17 protein-coding genes, 1 tRNA gene and 1 pseudogene are annotated in these 15245 nt (G+C 62.9%); 10 read left to right on the top strand and 9 right to left on the bottom strand.

What is annotated here, in order from left to right:
* Nucleotides 1-86: 86 nt before the first annotated feature.
* From HW532_RS22600 to HW532_RS22595, 4 genes and pseudogenes are all read right to left on the bottom strand, one after another.
* A pseudogene (locus HW532_RS22600) lies at nt 87-227 on the bottom strand (helix-turn-helix domain-containing protein); the annotation flags it as partial.
* On the bottom strand, nt 224-421 hold the full coding sequence (locus HW532_RS21555) for a hypothetical protein (protein ID WP_213162418.1): 198 nt from the start codon (nt 419-421) through the stop codon (nt 224-226). The pseudogene HW532_RS22600 and the gene HW532_RS21555, both read right to left, overlap by 4 nt.
* Nucleotides 418-900 carry a hypothetical protein gene (locus HW532_RS21550; RefSeq protein ID WP_213162417.1) on the bottom strand — a complete coding sequence of 161 codons (483 nt, stop codon included), beginning with the start codon at nt 898-900 and terminating at the stop codon, nt 418-420. Before HW532_RS21550 ends, HW532_RS21555 begins: the two co-directional genes overlap by 4 nt.
* Nucleotides 897-1133: a hypothetical protein gene (locus HW532_RS22595; RefSeq protein ID WP_425491969.1), complete on the bottom strand. Its 237-nt coding sequence runs from the start codon at nt 1131-1133 to the stop codon at nt 897-899. Before HW532_RS22595 ends, HW532_RS21550 begins: the two co-directional genes overlap by 4 nt.
* A gap of 55 nt (nt 1134-1188) precedes the next feature.
* On the opposite strand from HW532_RS22595, the gene HW532_RS22590 reads away from it, so the two are divergent.
* Nucleotides 1189-1896, top strand: coding sequence for a LexA family transcriptional regulator (locus tag HW532_RS22590; RefSeq protein ID WP_425491903.1), 708 nt, complete (start codon nt 1189-1191; stop codon nt 1894-1896).
* A 150-nt stretch (nt 1897-2046) separates the two neighbouring features.
* Here the strand turns inward: HW532_RS22590 and HW532_RS21540 are convergent, their stop codons facing one another.
* A complete protein-coding gene (locus HW532_RS21540) occupies nt 2047-3309 on the bottom strand; it encodes a three-Cys-motif partner protein TcmP (RefSeq protein ID WP_213162415.1) in 1263 nt (420 codons plus the stop codon).
* A gap of 10 nt (nt 3310-3319) precedes the next feature.
* Nucleotides 3320-4078, bottom strand: a complete 759-nt coding sequence (locus tag HW532_RS21535) for a DUF5131 family protein (RefSeq protein WP_213162414.1) — start codon at nt 4076-4078, stop codon at nt 3320-3322.
* A 238-nt stretch (nt 4079-4316) separates the two neighbouring features.
* Here HW532_RS21535 and HW532_RS21530 point away from each other — a divergent pair, with 238 nt between their 5' ends.
* Genes HW532_RS21530 through HW532_RS21515 form a run of 4 tightly spaced genes read left to right on the top strand, consistent with a single transcriptional unit; the run spans nt 4317 to nt 5782 of the window.
* Entirely contained in the window at nt 4317-4667 is a 351-nt protein-coding gene (locus HW532_RS21530; RefSeq protein WP_213162413.1) for a hypothetical protein, read from the top strand.
* Entirely contained in the window at nt 4664-4822 is a 159-nt protein-coding gene (locus HW532_RS21525) for a hypothetical protein (RefSeq protein ID WP_213162412.1), read from the top strand. Before HW532_RS21530 ends, HW532_RS21525 begins: the two co-directional genes overlap by 4 nt.
* The gene (locus HW532_RS21520; RefSeq protein WP_213162411.1) at nt 4819-5475 is read left to right on the top strand and encodes a hypothetical protein; all 657 of its coding nucleotides are present in this window, start codon (nt 4819-4821) and stop codon (nt 5473-5475) included. The genes HW532_RS21525 and HW532_RS21520 overlap by 4 nt, the downstream gene beginning before the upstream one ends.
* Nucleotides 5468-5782, top strand: coding sequence for a DUF2312 domain-containing protein (locus HW532_RS21515; protein WP_213162410.1), 315 nt, complete (start codon nt 5468-5470; stop codon nt 5780-5782). The genes HW532_RS21520 and HW532_RS21515 overlap by 8 nt, the downstream gene beginning before the upstream one ends.
* A gap of 413 nt (nt 5783-6195) precedes the next feature.
* On the opposite strand, the gene HW532_RS21510 is transcribed toward HW532_RS21515, so the two are convergent.
* Nucleotides 6196-6993, bottom strand: coding sequence for an FRG domain-containing protein (locus tag HW532_RS21510; protein ID WP_213162409.1), 798 nt, complete (start codon nt 6991-6993; stop codon nt 6196-6198).
* A gap of 187 nt (nt 6994-7180) precedes the next feature.
* On the opposite strand from HW532_RS21510, the gene dcm reads away from it, so the two are divergent.
* Genes dcm through HW532_RS21495 form a run of 3 tightly spaced genes read left to right on the top strand, consistent with a single transcriptional unit; the run spans nt 7181 to nt 10195 of the window.
* Entirely contained in the window at nt 7181-8518 is a 1338-nt protein-coding gene (gene dcm / locus HW532_RS21505) for a DNA (cytosine-5-)-methyltransferase (protein ID WP_213162408.1), read from the top strand.
* Nucleotides 8511-8966 carry a very short patch repair endonuclease gene (locus HW532_RS21500; RefSeq protein WP_213162407.1) on the top strand — a complete coding sequence of 152 codons (456 nt, stop codon included), beginning with the start codon at nt 8511-8513 and terminating at the stop codon, nt 8964-8966. The genes dcm and HW532_RS21500 overlap by 8 nt, the downstream gene beginning before the upstream one ends.
* On the top strand, nt 8963-10195 hold the full coding sequence (locus tag HW532_RS21495) for a type II restriction endonuclease (RefSeq protein WP_213162406.1): 1233 nt from the start codon (nt 8963-8965) through the stop codon (nt 10193-10195). The genes HW532_RS21500 and HW532_RS21495 overlap by 4 nt, the downstream gene beginning before the upstream one ends.
* Before the next feature lie 39 nt (nt 10196-10234).
* Here the strand turns inward: HW532_RS21495 and HW532_RS21490 are convergent, their stop codons facing one another.
* Nucleotides 10235-11551, bottom strand: a complete 1317-nt coding sequence (locus HW532_RS21490; protein ID WP_213162405.1) for a tyrosine-type recombinase/integrase — start codon at nt 11549-11551, stop codon at nt 10235-10237.
* A 111-nt stretch (nt 11552-11662) separates the two neighbouring features.
* A tRNA-Ser gene (locus HW532_RS21485) sits at nt 11663-11753 on the bottom strand.
* 460 nt (nt 11754-12213) lie between these two features.
* On the opposite strand from HW532_RS21485, the gene HW532_RS21480 reads away from it, so the two are divergent.
* Both HW532_RS21480 and HW532_RS21475 read left to right on the top strand, forming a co-directional pair.
* On the top strand, nt 12214-14151 hold the full coding sequence (locus tag HW532_RS21480) for a mechanosensitive ion channel family protein (protein WP_213162404.1): 1938 nt from the start codon (nt 12214-12216) through the stop codon (nt 14149-14151).
* 410 nt (nt 14152-14561) lie between these two features.
* Nucleotides 14562-14861 carry a hypothetical protein gene (locus HW532_RS21475; RefSeq protein ID WP_213162403.1) on the top strand — a complete coding sequence of 100 codons (300 nt, stop codon included), beginning with the start codon at nt 14562-14564 and terminating at the stop codon, nt 14859-14861.
* Nucleotides 14862-15245 lie beyond the last annotated feature (384 nt).

Here is a 15245-nt window from a genome sequence, read left to right as displayed (position 1 = left end):
TCGCCCCGCCTGTGCCGGAACCGGCGGATCAGCCCCGCCGCCTCCAGCCGCTGCAGCGCGCTCACAACCGCGCGCAGGCTCAGCTCCGTCTCCCGCGCCAGCGTCTCCTGGCTCGGGAAGCAGCTGTCCCGCTCGTCCGCATAGTCCGCGAGGATCGTCAGCAGGTGCTTGGACGGCTGGTGCCCAACCGTCTGCCCCCGCGCCCAGTTCAGCGCCCGGTTGCTCATCGCTCCGCCCCCCGCGCCCGCTCCACAATCCGCGCCAGATACTGCGAGCGCGTCATCCCCGCCCGCCGCGCATCCCGCGAAATGTCCGCCAGCACATCGTCGCGCAGCCGGAAGGTCACCCGCGAGTGCCCGCTGCCCGGCGCCTCCGGCCCCTCCGGCGAAACCGCGTAAAGCACCCGGCCCGCCCCGCTCATTCGCCCCCCTCCCCGGCCACCGCCAGCGCCAGCGCGCGCAGCTCGCAAAGGTCGCGGATCGCGTGGTCTATGTCCGGCACCATCCCCCGCGCTTCCCCCGGCGTTACCCGCGCGGCACCCTCGCCTCCCGGCGAAAGCGCCTCCGCAATGCCCGCCATCACCTGCGCGAAATGCCGCGCCGTCTCCGCCGTCAGCGCGCCCCAGCGCGGCTCCCCGCCCTCCACCAGCACCGGCAGGAACACCCCGCCCGCCCGCATGGCCAGGTGCTCCACAGCCGCCGCCGCGCCGAAATGCTCCGTCAGCTGCCCCACCATGGCAAAGGGCATCCCGTCCGACTGGTCCGGGTCCGTATAGCGATAGACGGAGGAAGCCCGGCGGCCGACAAACGCCGCCACCCGCTCCACCCCGCCGCACTGCTCGATCAGCCGCACCGTCGCGTCGTGCGGCGCGCCGGGCTCGCGTGGACGAACGGCCTTCATGGTAAAGCCTCCCGTGCCTTCTCGGTGACGTCCACACGGCTGGCTGCAATGTTTGGCGCGTTCGCCCCACTTGAAGCCTTTGATCGGCGCCGGTCATCGGTGGCGGTAGAGTGAAAGTCGTTAGCCCGTACGGAACCACCTGTTACGCTCTCTATGCGCGCCATGATCGCCGGCCTCGGAATGCGAGCGCCCACCTTGTAGCGATGCAGAGCCTGACGCGTCACACCGATCATTTCGGCAAAACGCGCGTCGGAGATTGATCGGTCCAACAACCACGTTGTGAGTTTCATGCCTCAAACGTGTCACCATTTTGGTAACCGTTCAAGCACAATCCGTCCCCACTTTGGAGCCTTCCAAGGACACCATTTCGGTGACACGCTCCAACCTATGGAGACGAAAGGGAAATTCCCCAACGGTTTGGCACCGCTCATGCGTAGGCATGGTGACGGCCCCACGTCGCTCGCCAGAAAGATCGGGACATCCAAACAGAACGTCATTCGCTGGCGGGACGAAAGCCGCAAGGTCCCCCGCGAGATGGCGGAGAAGATCGCCGTTGTCTATGGTGTCAGCGCTGCGGAGATAATGCTGCCAAGCAACGACGCACCATTACTGGCACCGCTCATCTCGTGGGTAAGTGCTGGCGAACTCCTATCGGCGGACCATACTCACGATTTCGGAGACGCTCCGCATATACCTTGTCCAGGTCTGGATCCGATGGGAGAGTGGATCGCCCTGAGGGTCGAAGGCGACTCCATGGATCGAATCTCTCCGCCAGATAGCGTGATCTTCGTCAACCTTCGGGACCGAAACCTAGTGGCAAATGGCTGCTACATAATATCCAATGATGATGGCGCCTCGGGTTACAAAAGGTGGCGCCCCAACCCTGAACGATGGGAGGCGGTATCGACAAATCCGGCGCACGAACCGAAATTCGTACTCAACGGCAGCGGCCCCCGTATCATAGGCCGCGTCCGTCGCACTATGTTGGATATGTAAGGCAATGGTTAGAAAACGAGCCACCGCCGACACGCAGACGGTTGTCCTTGAATTTCACGCCACTGCAACTGTATCTGCTTTGGTCTGAACTCGCGACGTTAGCTTTGAGTTTACAGACCGCACACTCGGATCAACGTGGAGCGAGACCCACTAGCCTTTCGAGCCGAACCAGAACGTTTTCTGACGCGGCATTGCTAGGCGGTCGCTGATCTTGAGTGCCGTGGTGGGCCGCTTCTCCCGTCCTTCTTTCGAGACGATCTCCAGTACGCGCTCGGCTGCCAAGGTCTGAAGAACCGAAAAGATGTCAGTATTGCGTGCGGCCGTTTGATTGCCCAAGACCGCCATCAGCTCTCCCAGCGAAATCGGGCCTGCTCCTAGCATCCCTAGAACCTTGTCCGGCAACTCCTCGCGCAGCTCGCCCATCATGGTCTCGCGGTCGAGTTCGGTGAACCGGAATAGACTCCCCTTGTCCTCGAGAAGCCGCGCGTCAAAACCAAGCTCGAACAAGCTGCCACGGCCTATGTGGGTAAAGCGATTCTGGAAATCCCAATGCACGCCCAGCATCTTGTCCCGAGCCGTCTGGTGCTGCGAAAGATGGGCGAACATCATCATGCGCCCCGAAGCCTGCGAGAAGAGCATAAAGGGTGTGAAAAAGAGCGCTTGGCTGTTGTTGCGCAGATGGGACATGACGGCGCGCTGGGCAGTGATCCGGGAAAAATCGATATCACTCTTATTGGCTTCCCACATCGAGATGAACTCACGGTCCACGCCGAACTGCGCGAGCGTCGCACTCGCTTTGCGGTCGGTTGAAAGGTAGTTTAGCAGAGCGTCTATCGAAAAGGTCAGCAGCACCTCAGCTCGTGTGAGCTTCCCGAAGATGGCCCGGATCGAAGCCATCGGCACGTCGAGATAGCCCCATTGGTCGAGCAGGAAGATCGAGCGGCCGGCGCGCTGTCTGTCGGAAATCTTCGCCATAATCGTCGGTAGGTGCTCGGCGAACTTCCCTGGGTATAGATGGATCGTGCTGCCGAGCTTGTCGGCGTATCCAGCCGCTTCGATGACGCCGCGCAGATGCTCTATATGGTCTGGCTCGTCGTCGACGAAATGGAAGCTGGCTGCGATTTCGAACGGTTTTCGGCGGTCGCGATTGAGCCGCTCCTGCGCATCGCGTACCGCGTCGAGGATAATGAGCGGGCTACCCGGGATCGTCTCCTCGCCCCGCTGATATTTCCCGCCCCCACAGAACCCGTCCACAATCGCAATCTTAAGGCAGTCCATATGCGGGATCGATGCGACCGTGTCGAAGTAGACATCGAGATATCGTCGGAGCACCTCGAGCTTGCGCTCGGAATGCGCCTCAATTCTGGGCAGAGGACCACCGAGCGTCCAGGCGAAGTTCTTCTTAACGGTCAAAGGAACCTTTCTAAGCGCCTAGTTGCTCAAGGATGGATCGTGGCACAATAGCCCAAGGAAAGCCGTTCCATTCTTCGCCGTCAAGCAGGCGCCCGCCTGATTTCGGCCGCGCGCCCCCCCATTGCTTGAAGAAGAACGCCACACCGTCACGCTGGCAAATATCACGGATCTGGGTTGCCCACACGCTTCGCATTGGCCGTGCGCGCGGCCCGCTCTCCCCGCCAACAATTGCCCATGCGATGCCCTCAAGGTCGACCATGCCGATAGGCCCGAGCAGAGGTTCGAAGGAAATGAAACGAGCCGGCGAGTTGATGTCCTGCAGGTGGCAGATGCGGCTGGTGTGCGCGGCATCCTCGACCGAGACTCCAAGCCAGATGTGCGTCGGGACCGGTCGACCCGCATAGCGCTTGGCGACATAGTTGCGCATCAATGAGCTGCGCTTGGTGAGCACCTGATAGACGTGCCAGTCTGCCCGCTCCATCGCGTCAAAAACACGGTCGATGAAGTCCCGCGGGATCTCCTTGTGGAAGAGATCGCTCATCGAGTTCACGAAGATCATGCGCGGTCGCTTCCACCGTGCCGGCTGCTCGAGTCTGTCCGGCCAGAGACGAAGATCAAAGCCTTGCGAGTAAGGGTGACCGTCAACGCCGCGCCAGCGTTCAGCGAAACGCTCGGCATAGCAGTTGTCACAACCGGGCCCAACCTTGGTGCATCCGGTCATCGGATTCCAGGTCGCGTCGGTCCATTCAATTTCTGATTTCTGTGCCATATCCTGCTCTCGCCTCGAGCGTCATTCCGAGCAGACGACCGCCTCTCCTGCAGCAGCACTAAGGCACGAGGTGGCGCGCACGGGAATATCCGCATGACCTTAGCCTAGGCGAGTCCGAGCACAAAGAGAGAACCGGCTGACGGCGACATATTGTCACCATTTTGGTGTCAAACACCTTGAACAGTATCCAATTTGGTGACATCCTTTGCCCCATCATCCTCGATGGAGGCACCTTTCCATGTACCTCATCCCCGGCAAGACGGCCCGCGAGAGCCTGTCCCTTGCCTTCGACGGCCCGATCCCATATCGCCTGCACCGCTGGGCTCAGGCGCATGACCGGGAGCATCCCTTGCCCCACGGCCAGGCGCGCATCCGCCTCGGCCGCGTCCGGCTCAGCCGCCGTGTGCTGATCGACCTCATGGCCGGCATCATCGCCGAGGCCGCCGGCCAGCGCGGCGTCGTCACGCTGGACGATTTCGCCCGCGCCGGCATCTCGGAGGCCGTCGCCCGCGAACACAGCGAGGAAGCCTTCGCCAAGGCCCTCGCCGCCAATCCCCACATCGCAGACCTTCTGGAGCCCGCCCGGTGAGCGCGCGCAATCCCCTCGCCGTCGCCGGGGCCGCCCTCATGGTCGCCCTGCTCGCCCTCGCCGCCGGCCTGCCCGGCGCGGGAAGCGACAGGCCCGGCCACGGCCAGGCCGTCAACCGCGCGGCGAAGGCCGACCGGCTGGAGCCGCGCCCATGACGCCCCTGCCCCTCGTCTACAGCGTCACCCAATCGGGCCGCGTCGTGGACATGCTCAATCCCCGGCCGGAGACCGTCTCGCTTGCCGACATCGCCGTGCATCTCGCCCGCATCAACCGCTTCGGCGGCGCCTGCCCCGCCTACTCCGTCGCCGAGCACTCCTGCCTCGTCGCGGCAGCGCTCGCCGGCCATGCCGATCCCCTCGCCCCCCTCTGTGGCCTGCTGCACGACGCCCACGAGGCCTATCTGGGAGACACGATCCGCCCCGTGCGCCATTTGCGCGCCCGCATCGCCGGCACGGATCTCGACAAGGCCCTGACGCCCCGCTTCGGCGCCGTCATCCACAAGGCCCTCGGCCTCCCCTGGCCGGTGCCGGAGCACTTGCGGACCGCGATCCGCGAGGCCGACGCCCGCGCCCTCGCCACCGAATGGCGCGACCTCATGCCCAAGACCGCCCCGCCCGGCCTGCCCGGCGCGCCGGAACCCTACGAGGGCACTGTCGTCCCGCTGGGCGAACAATGCGCCCGCGCCCTGTTCCTGCGCACCGCCATGGACACAGCCGCCCGCGCCGGCCTCGGACCCCTGACGCGCGACGCCGAACAGGCCTTCCTCGCCCTCGTCCCACACCACGCCCGGGAGACCGCCGATGCCTGACACCGCCCGCCCCAACAGCGCCGACGCCCAGCTCCGCCAGCTCGTGGAGCGCATCGAGCGCCTCGAGGAGGACAAGGCCGCCATCGCCGGCGATATCAGGGAGGTCTACGCCGAGGCCAAGGCCCACGGCTTCGACACGAAGATCCTCCGCAAGGTCATCGGCTTGAGAAGGAAGGACCGCGCCGAACGCGAGGAGGAGGACGCCGTCACGACCCTCTACATGCAAGCGCTGGGCATGCTCCCCCTCTGGGAAGCCGCCGACACCGCCGCCCCCGACACGCCCGCCACCGACCCCGCCGAAGCCTGAGCCACGCCATGCCCGCCCTCCACCGCAGCAAGCTCCCGCCCAACCGACCCGTCACCGTCGAGCGCATCGAAAAGGCCCTCATCCTCATGGCCCGCATCGTCGACCTCCACGGCCCCAAATACCTCCCCTCCTGGAACGCCTCGAACGCGAACTCGTCGCCGCCCGCGAAAAAGACCGCGGCGTCGAACGCGCAAGGCGCATCCTGGAGACCTATGAGCGGGAGAAGAGGGTGGAGCTGCCGGAGCGGACGGCCGGTAAATGATGCGGTTGCGCCATTGACGGCACAACCTCAAGAGTGAGGTTTGCGGCTGCTCTTGTGCAACATGAGGATCAGCCGCTCGAATTCACTGTGCATTCGACCCATCGAAGCCTCGCAGGACAGCACTTGGAACAAGTCGCCCTGGCGAGCTTATCTAGGCCCCGTTCGTGTATTTTCTGAGGACAAAGTCTGCCGCTTTGTCAATCTCCGGAAAGAGGGAGCTGGCGTGTATACCGAGGAACTCAAGTTGCCTCTTTATCTCAGCCTTTTTCCCTGCCGGAATCAAAACACGCCTGATACGAAGATCCTTATCTGGTCCAGACGGGCGACGCCTTGTGCCATAGACAATGAATGCTCCAGATTGGGCAATAATTCGGCGGTTGCTCATTTTGGGCTTCACAAAAACGGGCAGCCGAAGATCTCCCGGGTCAATTTTGGGTTCGAAATGGGGCTTTTCGATACGCACGAACCATAGAAGACGTTTCACCGCTTCATTGTCGTTGAATTCAGCCTTCGGCAGCTGGCATGCCTTGGCGATATTCTCTTTTTCATTGGCAGTGAGGTTGGCGAGATTCGCCATGCAACTCACTCGGTCGCTGTCGTAATATCGCTGCCGAACCTGCGGAACAAAGAACGCTTGGACCTTGCCGTTCTGCGGCTCGCCACTGTCAACGTGTTCGGCGGTTGCGAAGTAGAGCGCAACCAACGGGTTGGTGGTCACATCCAGGAGGCGGGTAGGCAAGTCGAAATGCTGCATTCGCACCAGACGATCAAACATGGTCTCATCGTCCCGAAACTCCTGCGGATGAACGGAGATGAGGTCCCTCACCGCATTCTTCTCATGCTCGTACAGCCCGACATCCTGTCGAAATATCTTGGGAAGAGTCGGCCAACCATGGAAACTTTGACCGCGGAAAGCCGCCGGTCTGTGGCCCTCGCTGGTCCAGTTCACAACATGCTTCACAAAATCAGAAACAGACTCAATTCGTCTCGGCGCTGTTCGTGTCGATGACCTGGGTTTTATTGACATTCACTCCCCCTTCCCCATGAGAGGAAATTTCAGCCGCAGTTTTCTGACTGTCAACTGAACCATACCTCCGCTCCCTATACCGAATATCTGTGGACACCGGCCAATCTCGATGTTCCCTTCTTGTTCCCGTGATGCGAATCTGAAATCATGTCATAAAGATTCCCAGCGGGTTTTTCAGGGGGACACCACCGTGAACGAGTTCAGCACTCTCCGGCAGCAGGCCGGGCTTACCATCCCGGAGGCTGCCGACCGGCTCGGCTACACCGAACGCCAGATCTATCGCTGGGAAAACGGAGAGACCGGGCCGCGGCGCGCCGTCCTCGATCTCCTGCGCACGATGAAGCCGGCTACCGGCAATGCGCAATCCGGGGAGCCCGCCTTCCGGTTCATCGATCTCTTCGCCGGCATTGGCGGGCTCCGCCGGGGCTTCGACGCGATCGGCGGCAAGTGTGTCTATACAAGCGAGTGGGACCGGTTCAGCAAACAGACGTATCGCGCGAATTTCCCGGACGACGACCACGACGTCGCCGGCGATATCACACAGATCGGGGCAGAGGAGATTCCTGCCCACGATGTGCTGCTCGCCGGTTTTCCCTGCCAGCCTTTCTCGCTCGCCGGCGTGTCCAAGCTGAACTCGCTCAGGCGACCACATGGCTTCCAGTGCAATGTGCAGGGCACGCTGTTCTTCGATGTCGCCCGGATCATCCAGCATCACCGGCCGGAGGCATTCCTTCTGGAGAACGTCAAGAACCTTCGCAGCCACGATCGCGGGCGCACCTTCGACGTCATCATGAGAACGCTGGAGGAGGATCTCGGCTACACCGTGCAGACGCGGATCATCGATGCCCGCTACTGGGTGCCCCAGCACAGGGAACGCATCTTCATCGTCGGCTTCCGTGACGATACGGATTTCGATTTCGACGCCCTTCCCGTTCCCGGCAAGGAAGATGCGCCGCGACTCGGCAGCATTCTCCACCCCGAGGATGGCTCCGAGGCACCGGACGAGCGGTTCACGACCGGCCCGAAAGGCCGCGTGCTCGATCGCTACACCCTGTCGGACCATCTGTGGTCCTATCTGCAGAGCTACGCCGAAAAGCATCGCGCCGCGGGGAACGGTTTCGGGTTCAGCGCCTTCGGCCCGGAAGATGTGGCTCGCACGCTCTCGGCCCGCTATCACAAGGATGGCTCGGAGATCCTCATCCGGCAGAAGGGCAGGAACCCGCGCCGGCTCACGCCGCGGGAATGCGCCCGGTTGATGGGCTTCGAGAAGCCCGGCGGCACGTCATACAGCTTCGTCGTGTCCGATACCCAGGCCTATCGCCAGTTCGGCAATGCCGTCGTCGTGCCCGTCGTCGAGGCGATCGCGAGGCTGATGGCGCCGCATATTGTCAGCAAATCCGACGAGCCGGCCGAAGCGAGGGCCGGGGAAGAAAAGGCCGTTGCCTGACATCGTCGACAGGGAAACGCGCAGCCGGATGATGTCCGGCATCCGGGGAGCGAACACGAAGCCCGAGCTGCAGATCCGCAAGGCGCTGCACGCTCTCGGTTTCCGGTATCGCCTCCATGCGCGCGACGTCCCCGGAAAGCCGGACATCGTGCTCCCCCGCTACCGGGCCGTCATCTTCGTCAACGGCTGCTTCTGGCACGGCCACGACTGCCCCCTCTTCCGCCTGCCCGGTACGCGACGGGAGTTCTGGGAAAACAAGATCCGGACGAATCGCGAGCGCGACGCCAAAGTGCGCAGCCAGCTCGGGGAGAGCAACTGGCGCCACCTCACCATCTGGGAATGCGCCCTGAAGGGCCCGCAGCGCCTGGGACTCGAAAAGACGGTTGCCGCTGCCGTAGACTGGATCCGTGGCGAGGAAGAGGCCGGCGAAATCCGGGGGCAATCATGAGGCAAGGGTCGCTGTCCGACCACTTTCTCGGGGCAGGCGTGAAGATCCTCAGGGGAACGGAGGTGAATCCGGCGGTTTCTCACGGCCATGAGCTTCAGGGGATCAGCGATTTCCGGGCCTTCCTCGGCTCTCCGGAAGGCAAGGTCAGACTGCCGGTCAGCTACGTCTGGCTGAGTGACGACGAGCCTCCGCAGGGCGTGGATCTCACAGGAACCTGGTATGACAGCCGGCGCCAGCAGAGCCACCGGGAACCGGAATACCGCCTCTACTACCCGGCCGCGGCGGAAGAGATTGTCCATCGGGCAAAGGCCGGCGACGTGCTTTTCCTGTGCCAGCCGACAGAGGGGCCTTTGCTGGCCCTGATGTGCAGCCGCGACAGCTCCATTCTCCACCAACTCCTCTGGCTGTTCGACCTGAAGCTGCCGGACAGCGGTTATGAGATCAGCCAGAACGATCTGCGCGAGAAGCGGGGCCGATCGCTCGACCTCACGGCTAGGTATATTCTCGAGCTCATTGGTCTCGAGGTGCTCCCGCCCGACGAGGAGGAGTGGCTCGGACGGCTCCTGAAAAAGTTCGGGAACACGTTCCCGGCGACACGCGAGTTCTCGGCGTTCGCGCGGAATGCGGCTTCGGACGTCGACGCGCGGGAAGACCCCGATCAAGCTCTCGTCGAATGGATGGATCTCGAGGAGCGACTGTTCATGACACTCGAAAGGCACATCGTCGGCGATCGTCTGGAGCAGGGATTTGTCAAAGACGGACAAGCGGACGTCGACGCCTTCGTAAGCTTCTCCCTCAGCGTCCAGAACCGCCGGAAATCACGGGCAGGCTGGGCCCTCGGCAACCACACCGAGGCCATCCTCGAATTGCATGGCCTCGGATACAAGCGCGAGGCGACCACCGAGAAGCGTAACGGACCCGACTTCCTCTTCCCCGGCGAGGAGGCCTACCACGACCCGGACTGGCCCGAGAACCGGTTGACCATGCTCGGGGCCAAGACAACCTGCAAGGACAGGTGGCGTCAGGTACTTGCCGAGGCCGATCGCATCAGCCACAAGCACCTGTTGACGCTGGAACCCGGCATCTCGCTCACGCAGACGGACGAAATGCAGAAATCGGGCCTCCAGCTCGTCCTGCCACGCCCGATCCACGAGACCTATCAGCCTGTCCAGCTTGCCCAACTCATTGACATGGCCTCGTTTCTTGACCTTGTGCGAAGCAGGCAATGAGCCGGACAAGCAACACGACGCTTTCCCCGGGACTTCGCCTCACGAGGCTGTGTCGTGCGGGACCTGATAGACAATCCTCCCAACCCACTCCGCCTTGAGCTCCAGGCTCGGCCCCGCCCCGTATTTCGGCCGGATGTATTTGTGCCCCATCAGCGCCGCCATCACCTTCTCCGGCGCTCCGACGGCCGTCAGCCGATCCTCGAAGGTATGGCGCAGACTGTAAAGCGTGTGGCCTTTGGACGGCCTCAGCCCCGCAGTGTCGAGATACTTGTTCACCAGCGCGGAGAGCGCGTCGGCCCTGTGGCGATAGCGCGGGAAGCCTTCGGGGAAACGCTTCGCCGCGGCGAGCGCGCCGCCGAGCAGCGGGATCTCGCGGGCCGACTGGTCCGTCTTCATCTGCCGCCCGTCCGGGCGCACGGCCACATAGGGAACCGGCTCGTCCAGGTGGATCGTCTCAGACGTCAGGTTGCAGGCCTCCGATAGCCGGAGACCCGTCTCCGCGACCAGCCAGATCACCGCCCGCGCCTCCTCGTTCAGCCCGTCGAGCGCACCGGGCGCGAACAGCCTGTCGCGGACATAGCCGGCATCGTAGGCCTGGCGCTGGGCCACGCGCCCGCCCTCGATGCGCAGCTCGGAGAAGACCGGCGGCAGGCCCAGCCGGTGCCAGCGCTCCAGCGTGCGCAGCATCCGGTTGATATGGCCGATATCCTTGTTCGCCGTCTCGATCTCGCGCCCCTCCCCCACGATCCGGTCCTGCCACCAGGCCTGGAAGTCCAGCGCGTCGTTGCGCGTGATCTCCGATAGGCGCTTGTCGCCGATCACGGTCATGAGGTTGGCGACAGCCCGCTTCTTCGGGTTGCGCCACTTGCGCAGCTGATCCTCCGACTTCTCCTTCAGCGAGGCGCGCGACAGGCGCTCATACTCGCCGAACAGCGTCGAGAGGCGGAAGTCCGGCCGGTCCTCGCCGCCCAGCACGGCGGCGATCTCCGGCCCGCTCCCCGCCGCGTCCCGGGGCCTGAGGACCTCCGCCCGGTCGAGCAGGTCGCCGATCGGCTTGGCCGCGAGCTCCATGGCCGGCATATAGTCGAAGCCCAGCGCCCTCGCCCGGGTCCGCGCCGCGTCGTAGCGCCTCTGCGCCTCGACCGCATGGCCCTCCAGCAGCCCGCGCCAATAGGCCTCCGTCTCCTTGTCGAGCCGGTCGATCACCCGGGCGGCCCGCCAGCCCTCCGGATCGTCGGCTACGGCAATGTTGGCGGAGACCCGCACAGGGTTGCGCTTGTCGAGATGGGCAAAGGCAGTGGGCACCCTTCGGACGTAATACCACGCCCCGCGCCACGGTTTCTGGTAACGATGCATGTCCGGCCGATTTGCTGTACAAAATATTGTACAATCTGTTGCACAGAAATTCAGCCAGCGCTAGCGCATCTTTATTTTCTCAACGATTTCAGTGGGATAGCTTAGCGGAAATGGCGGAGAGGAAGGGATTCGAACCCTCGAGGCGGTTTTGCCGCCTACTCCCTTAGCAGGGGAGCGCCTTCGACCACTCGGCCACCTCTCCGCCGGCGTGTATGCCGGAGATAAGACCGGCTTGCAAGCCCTCTTGGGCGAAATCGGGAAAAAGGCCATTCCCTAGCATTCGGCAATACACATGAAGAACAGGACAGGACTATGTGCAGGATCTGTGCAGATATAGTCCGACATTGTTTCCGCCATCGGACACTCGACCCGAAGGCGCAGACGCCCCCGTCGCCGCCGGGGACTTCAGGACCACACGATCCAGAGGAGTGATCACAAGGGTGCGAGGCCCATGCGCCCGGCGCTATCGCCGGCCGGCATCTCGGCCGGCAGCGAAGCGTACGGCCGTCGATGTCGCCGATGCGGACCGGCGGATCTTCCACGCCCCCGGACCCGATCAAGAAGGCGCCTCCAACCCGACGGTCATATTCAGAAAATTTTCTGTCAATGACTGCAAATAGGGACCTTGCCCATGTGCACCCTTCGCCTATGTCGGATAATCGTTGAAAATCGAGGGATTTTCCGGATCTCTGTTTACTGAAGACTTCGAATCTAAGACATTGGAACGCTGGATTTGCATCGACAATGCCACGCAACACAGGGCGACCCGATCCGGCGAAATGAACAATTTACTTCGAATTCTGTGCCTTATCGCAACGGTCTTCGTCATCGCTCCCGGCGCGGGGGTGGCGGCACAAGACGGTGGCCCCGCGCCGGTCAAGGAGAGCGCGGGAAATCCGCTTTTTCCGTCCGAGACCGCAGACGGCATCGAGGCCATCCTCGATCAGCTCACGGCACCTGGCGAGGAGGGCGCCCAGCCTCTGGACGAGTTGCTGGAGCCGGCCAATACGAACAGCCCCCGCGACACGATCGTCAGCTTTCTCAAACTGACCCAGCGCTATTACGACCTGCTGCGGCAGGACACATACACGCGCGAGGATACGGCGGAATTGCAGCATCTCTACGAGCAGATGCAGTGGTTCTTCGATCTCAGGACCGTCGCACCGTCGCTGCGCCAGGATGTGGCCGTGAACGATGCTGTCTATCTGCGCGAGATCATCGACCGGATCGGCCTGCCGCCGCTTGAGAGCATTCCCGGTCGCGACGAGATGATCGCCGCAATCGGCCAAGGCTATGCGCCGGCCTGGAAGATCGAGGACAGCCCGCTGGAAATCGTACGGATCGACGAGGGGCCGAACCAGGGAAAGTATCTGTTCAGCGAGGAGACGCTCGACAGCGTCGAGGATCTGTTCTGGAAGCTCAGGTCGTTTCCCTACCGCACCACGGCTGCCGAAGGTTTCTACGAAGCCTCGTTTCTGACGCCCAATCCAACGCTCCAGGCCTGGACGGACGGGCTGCCAGGGTGGTTGCACCAGGATGTTCTCGGGCAAACGCTCTGGCAATGGATCGCGATGATCGCCCTCTTTCTCCTGGCTGCTCTCGCGATCTGGCTTCTGTCGAAGGCCCTCAATCGTCTGACGCGGAACGCCACACCTCTCATCCGGAATTCGGTACGGCTGCTCGTACCGCTTGCCGCGGCCGTGCTCAGCTATGCGCTGTACGATGTGATCGGCGACAAGATCTTCGTCACCGGGCTGGTGTTCCAGAGCGCGGTCTACGTCATCTATGGCATGGCGCTCCTGGCGGCCGTCATCTTCATCTTCTCGCTCGGAACGGTGATGATCGATCTGGTCGCGGCCACCGATTACGCCGAGCAGCGTCGCTCCGACGTGCATCTCATTGCCCTTGGCATCCGCGTCGTCAGCATTGTCGCGATCGTCGCCCTCCTCCTGCAGGGCATGCGCCTCATGGGGTTCTCGCTGGCCACGATCGTCGCCAGCGCCGGCGTCACCGGCCTTGCGGTCGCGCTCGCTGCGCAGAACACGCTGAAGAACGTTTTCGGCAGCCTGATGCTGCTGCTGGACAGGCCGTTCGAGGTCGGCCAGCGGATCAAGCTGCGGGATTATGAGGGCATTGTCGAGGATATCGGAATGCGCTCGACGCGGCTTCGCCTGCTGTCGGGCCATCTCGTCAGCATCCCCAACGAGAATGTCGCCGAGATGGACATCGAGAATGTCGACATGCGGCCCTCGATCAAGCGCACGATCAACCTTCCGCTGCCTCGCGATACATCTCTGGAGAAGATCGAGCGCGTCGTTGCGGTTCTGCGCGAAATCCTGTCCGTTCCCGATACCGGCGGGGCGAAAGCGGGCGGGCAGGCCTCATCGCACGACAAGCCGAAGCCATCGCAACGCCATCCGAACGAGGCGATCAACCACCCGGAAGAACCACCGCGCGTCTTCTTCAACGAGATCGACGCGAATTCGCTCAATATTGTCGTCACCTATGCTTACAGTCCGCCGGATCATGCCGCCTATCTCGAGCACGCGCAGATGATAAATCAGGAGATCCTGCGTCGGTTGCGCGAGGAAGGCATCTAGTGTGCTTTTCTGCGGAAAGGTGGACACCGCATTTCCGGTTCGAAAGCGCGGCAATACAGGGCGCTGGAGGGCATGAACGAATGTGGGGTCACGAAGTGCGCTCCAGGGCTCGCCCCCTCTGCGGCGTCGGTCCGGCCAGAGGCCGTCCTGCATCTCCCCGAGACCTTGCGAACGAGGCCTGCCAGGGTCGCATCGGCGCGATACCGCCAACTCGCCGATCCGGATAGGTCGACGGATCTCCCTCGCCGTCTGCGCGAAATGCGGCTATTGTGGAGACGGCAACGTTTTCTTGAGACAATGGCTGGACAAATCACTATATGAATAGGTACGAATTGTGGCTGGAAGGGGTGTTTGGGACGTCCCTTCGTTTCATTCTGGCCACTGCAGTACAGAGGCGTAAGGAGAAGCCCATGACCCTGAAATTCGGGACCGTCCCGATGCTTGCTCTTTCCGCGCTGGCCGTGGCTGCGGTGGTGCCCGCGGCCGTTCAGGCGACAGAGCAGTTCATTCCCAAGGGCTTCACCTATGCGCCCGGCGACGACCGGTTGCCGCCGCTGAACAGTCCCCAGGACCGGGTGGATGCCGGCGCCGATGTGCGCGAGACCGAAATCTGGCGCGACAAGCAGGACAAGCGAATCTTCCTGCAGCAGCTCGACAACTTCCAGAATCACGACTTCAACCCGCCGAGCGACGTCTACACGCACTGGTAGGGTCCAAGCCCGGCGGGGGGCCAAGCCCGCCGCGCCTGCCCGATCATCGCAGGACTGCAATCGCCGTCCGGCCCAAACTGCCAGGACGGCGTAATTGTTCGTGAGTGAGCCCGCAGCCTCGTGACGTCGCCGGAGTGCGGGCCGTGGCCCCCATCTCCCGTCATGCGCCGGGGCCGAATTGCCATTTGCCGCGAGATGCGTCGGGACCGTTTCCCGTTCTGTCCGTCATTGCCGGAACACGTCCGGCAATGACGGACAGCGTAACGTCCTGGAGCGTTTTCCGATCAGGCTGCACCGGCCCGCTCCCCCACCCGGCCACCCATGAGATCATACTTCCGTGGGTGGCCGGGTGGGGGAGCGGGCCGGTGCCGATTCAATCAGACA

It is taken from the genome of Kaustia mangrovi (assembly GCF_015482775.1).
GTDB lineage: Bacteria > Pseudomonadota > Alphaproteobacteria > Rhizobiales > Im1 > Kaustia > Kaustia mangrovi.
The sequence above is the reverse complement of the archived record's forward strand: the minus strand, read 5'-3'. Positions and strand labels throughout refer to the sequence as shown.

Bases quoted from the DNA above. Each gene is read 5' to 3' on its own strand.
- HW532_RS21555 (WP_213162418.1), bottom strand. From the start codon at position 421: ATGAGCGGGGCGGGCCGGGTGCTTTACGCGGTTTCGCCGGAGGGGCCG.
- HW532_RS21550 (WP_213162417.1), bottom strand. From the start codon at position 900: ATGAAGGCCGTTCGTCCACGCGAGCCCGGCGCGCCGCACGACGCGACG.
- HW532_RS22595 (WP_425491969.1), bottom strand. From the start codon at position 1,133: ATGATCGGTGTGACGCGTCAGGCTCTGCATCGCTACAAGGTGGGCGCT.
- HW532_RS22590 (WP_425491903.1), top strand. From the start codon at position 1,189: ATGCCTCAAACGTGTCACCATTTTGGTAACCGTTCAAGCACAATCCGT.
- HW532_RS21535 (WP_213162414.1), bottom strand. From the start codon at position 4,078: ATGGCACAGAAATCAGAAATTGAATGGACCGACGCGACCTGGAATCCG.
- HW532_RS21530 (WP_213162413.1), top strand. From the start codon at position 4,317: ATGTACCTCATCCCCGGCAAGACGGCCCGCGAGAGCCTGTCCCTTGCC.
- HW532_RS21520 (WP_213162411.1), top strand. From the start codon at position 4,819: ATGACGCCCCTGCCCCTCGTCTACAGCGTCACCCAATCGGGCCGCGTC.
- HW532_RS21515 (WP_213162410.1), top strand. From the start codon at position 5,468: ATGCCTGACACCGCCCGCCCCAACAGCGCCGACGCCCAGCTCCGCCAG.
- dcm (WP_213162408.1), top strand. From the start codon at position 7,181: ATGTTCCCTTCTTGTTCCCGTGATGCGAATCTGAAATCATGTCATAAA.
- HW532_RS21495 (WP_213162406.1), top strand. From the start codon at position 8,963: ATGAGGCAAGGGTCGCTGTCCGACCACTTTCTCGGGGCAGGCGTGAAG.
- HW532_RS21490 (WP_213162405.1), bottom strand. From the start codon at position 11,551: ATGCATCGTTACCAGAAACCGTGGCGCGGGGCGTGGTATTACGTCCGA.
- HW532_RS21475 (WP_213162403.1), top strand. From the start codon at position 14,562: ATGACCCTGAAATTCGGGACCGTCCCGATGCTTGCTCTTTCCGCGCTG.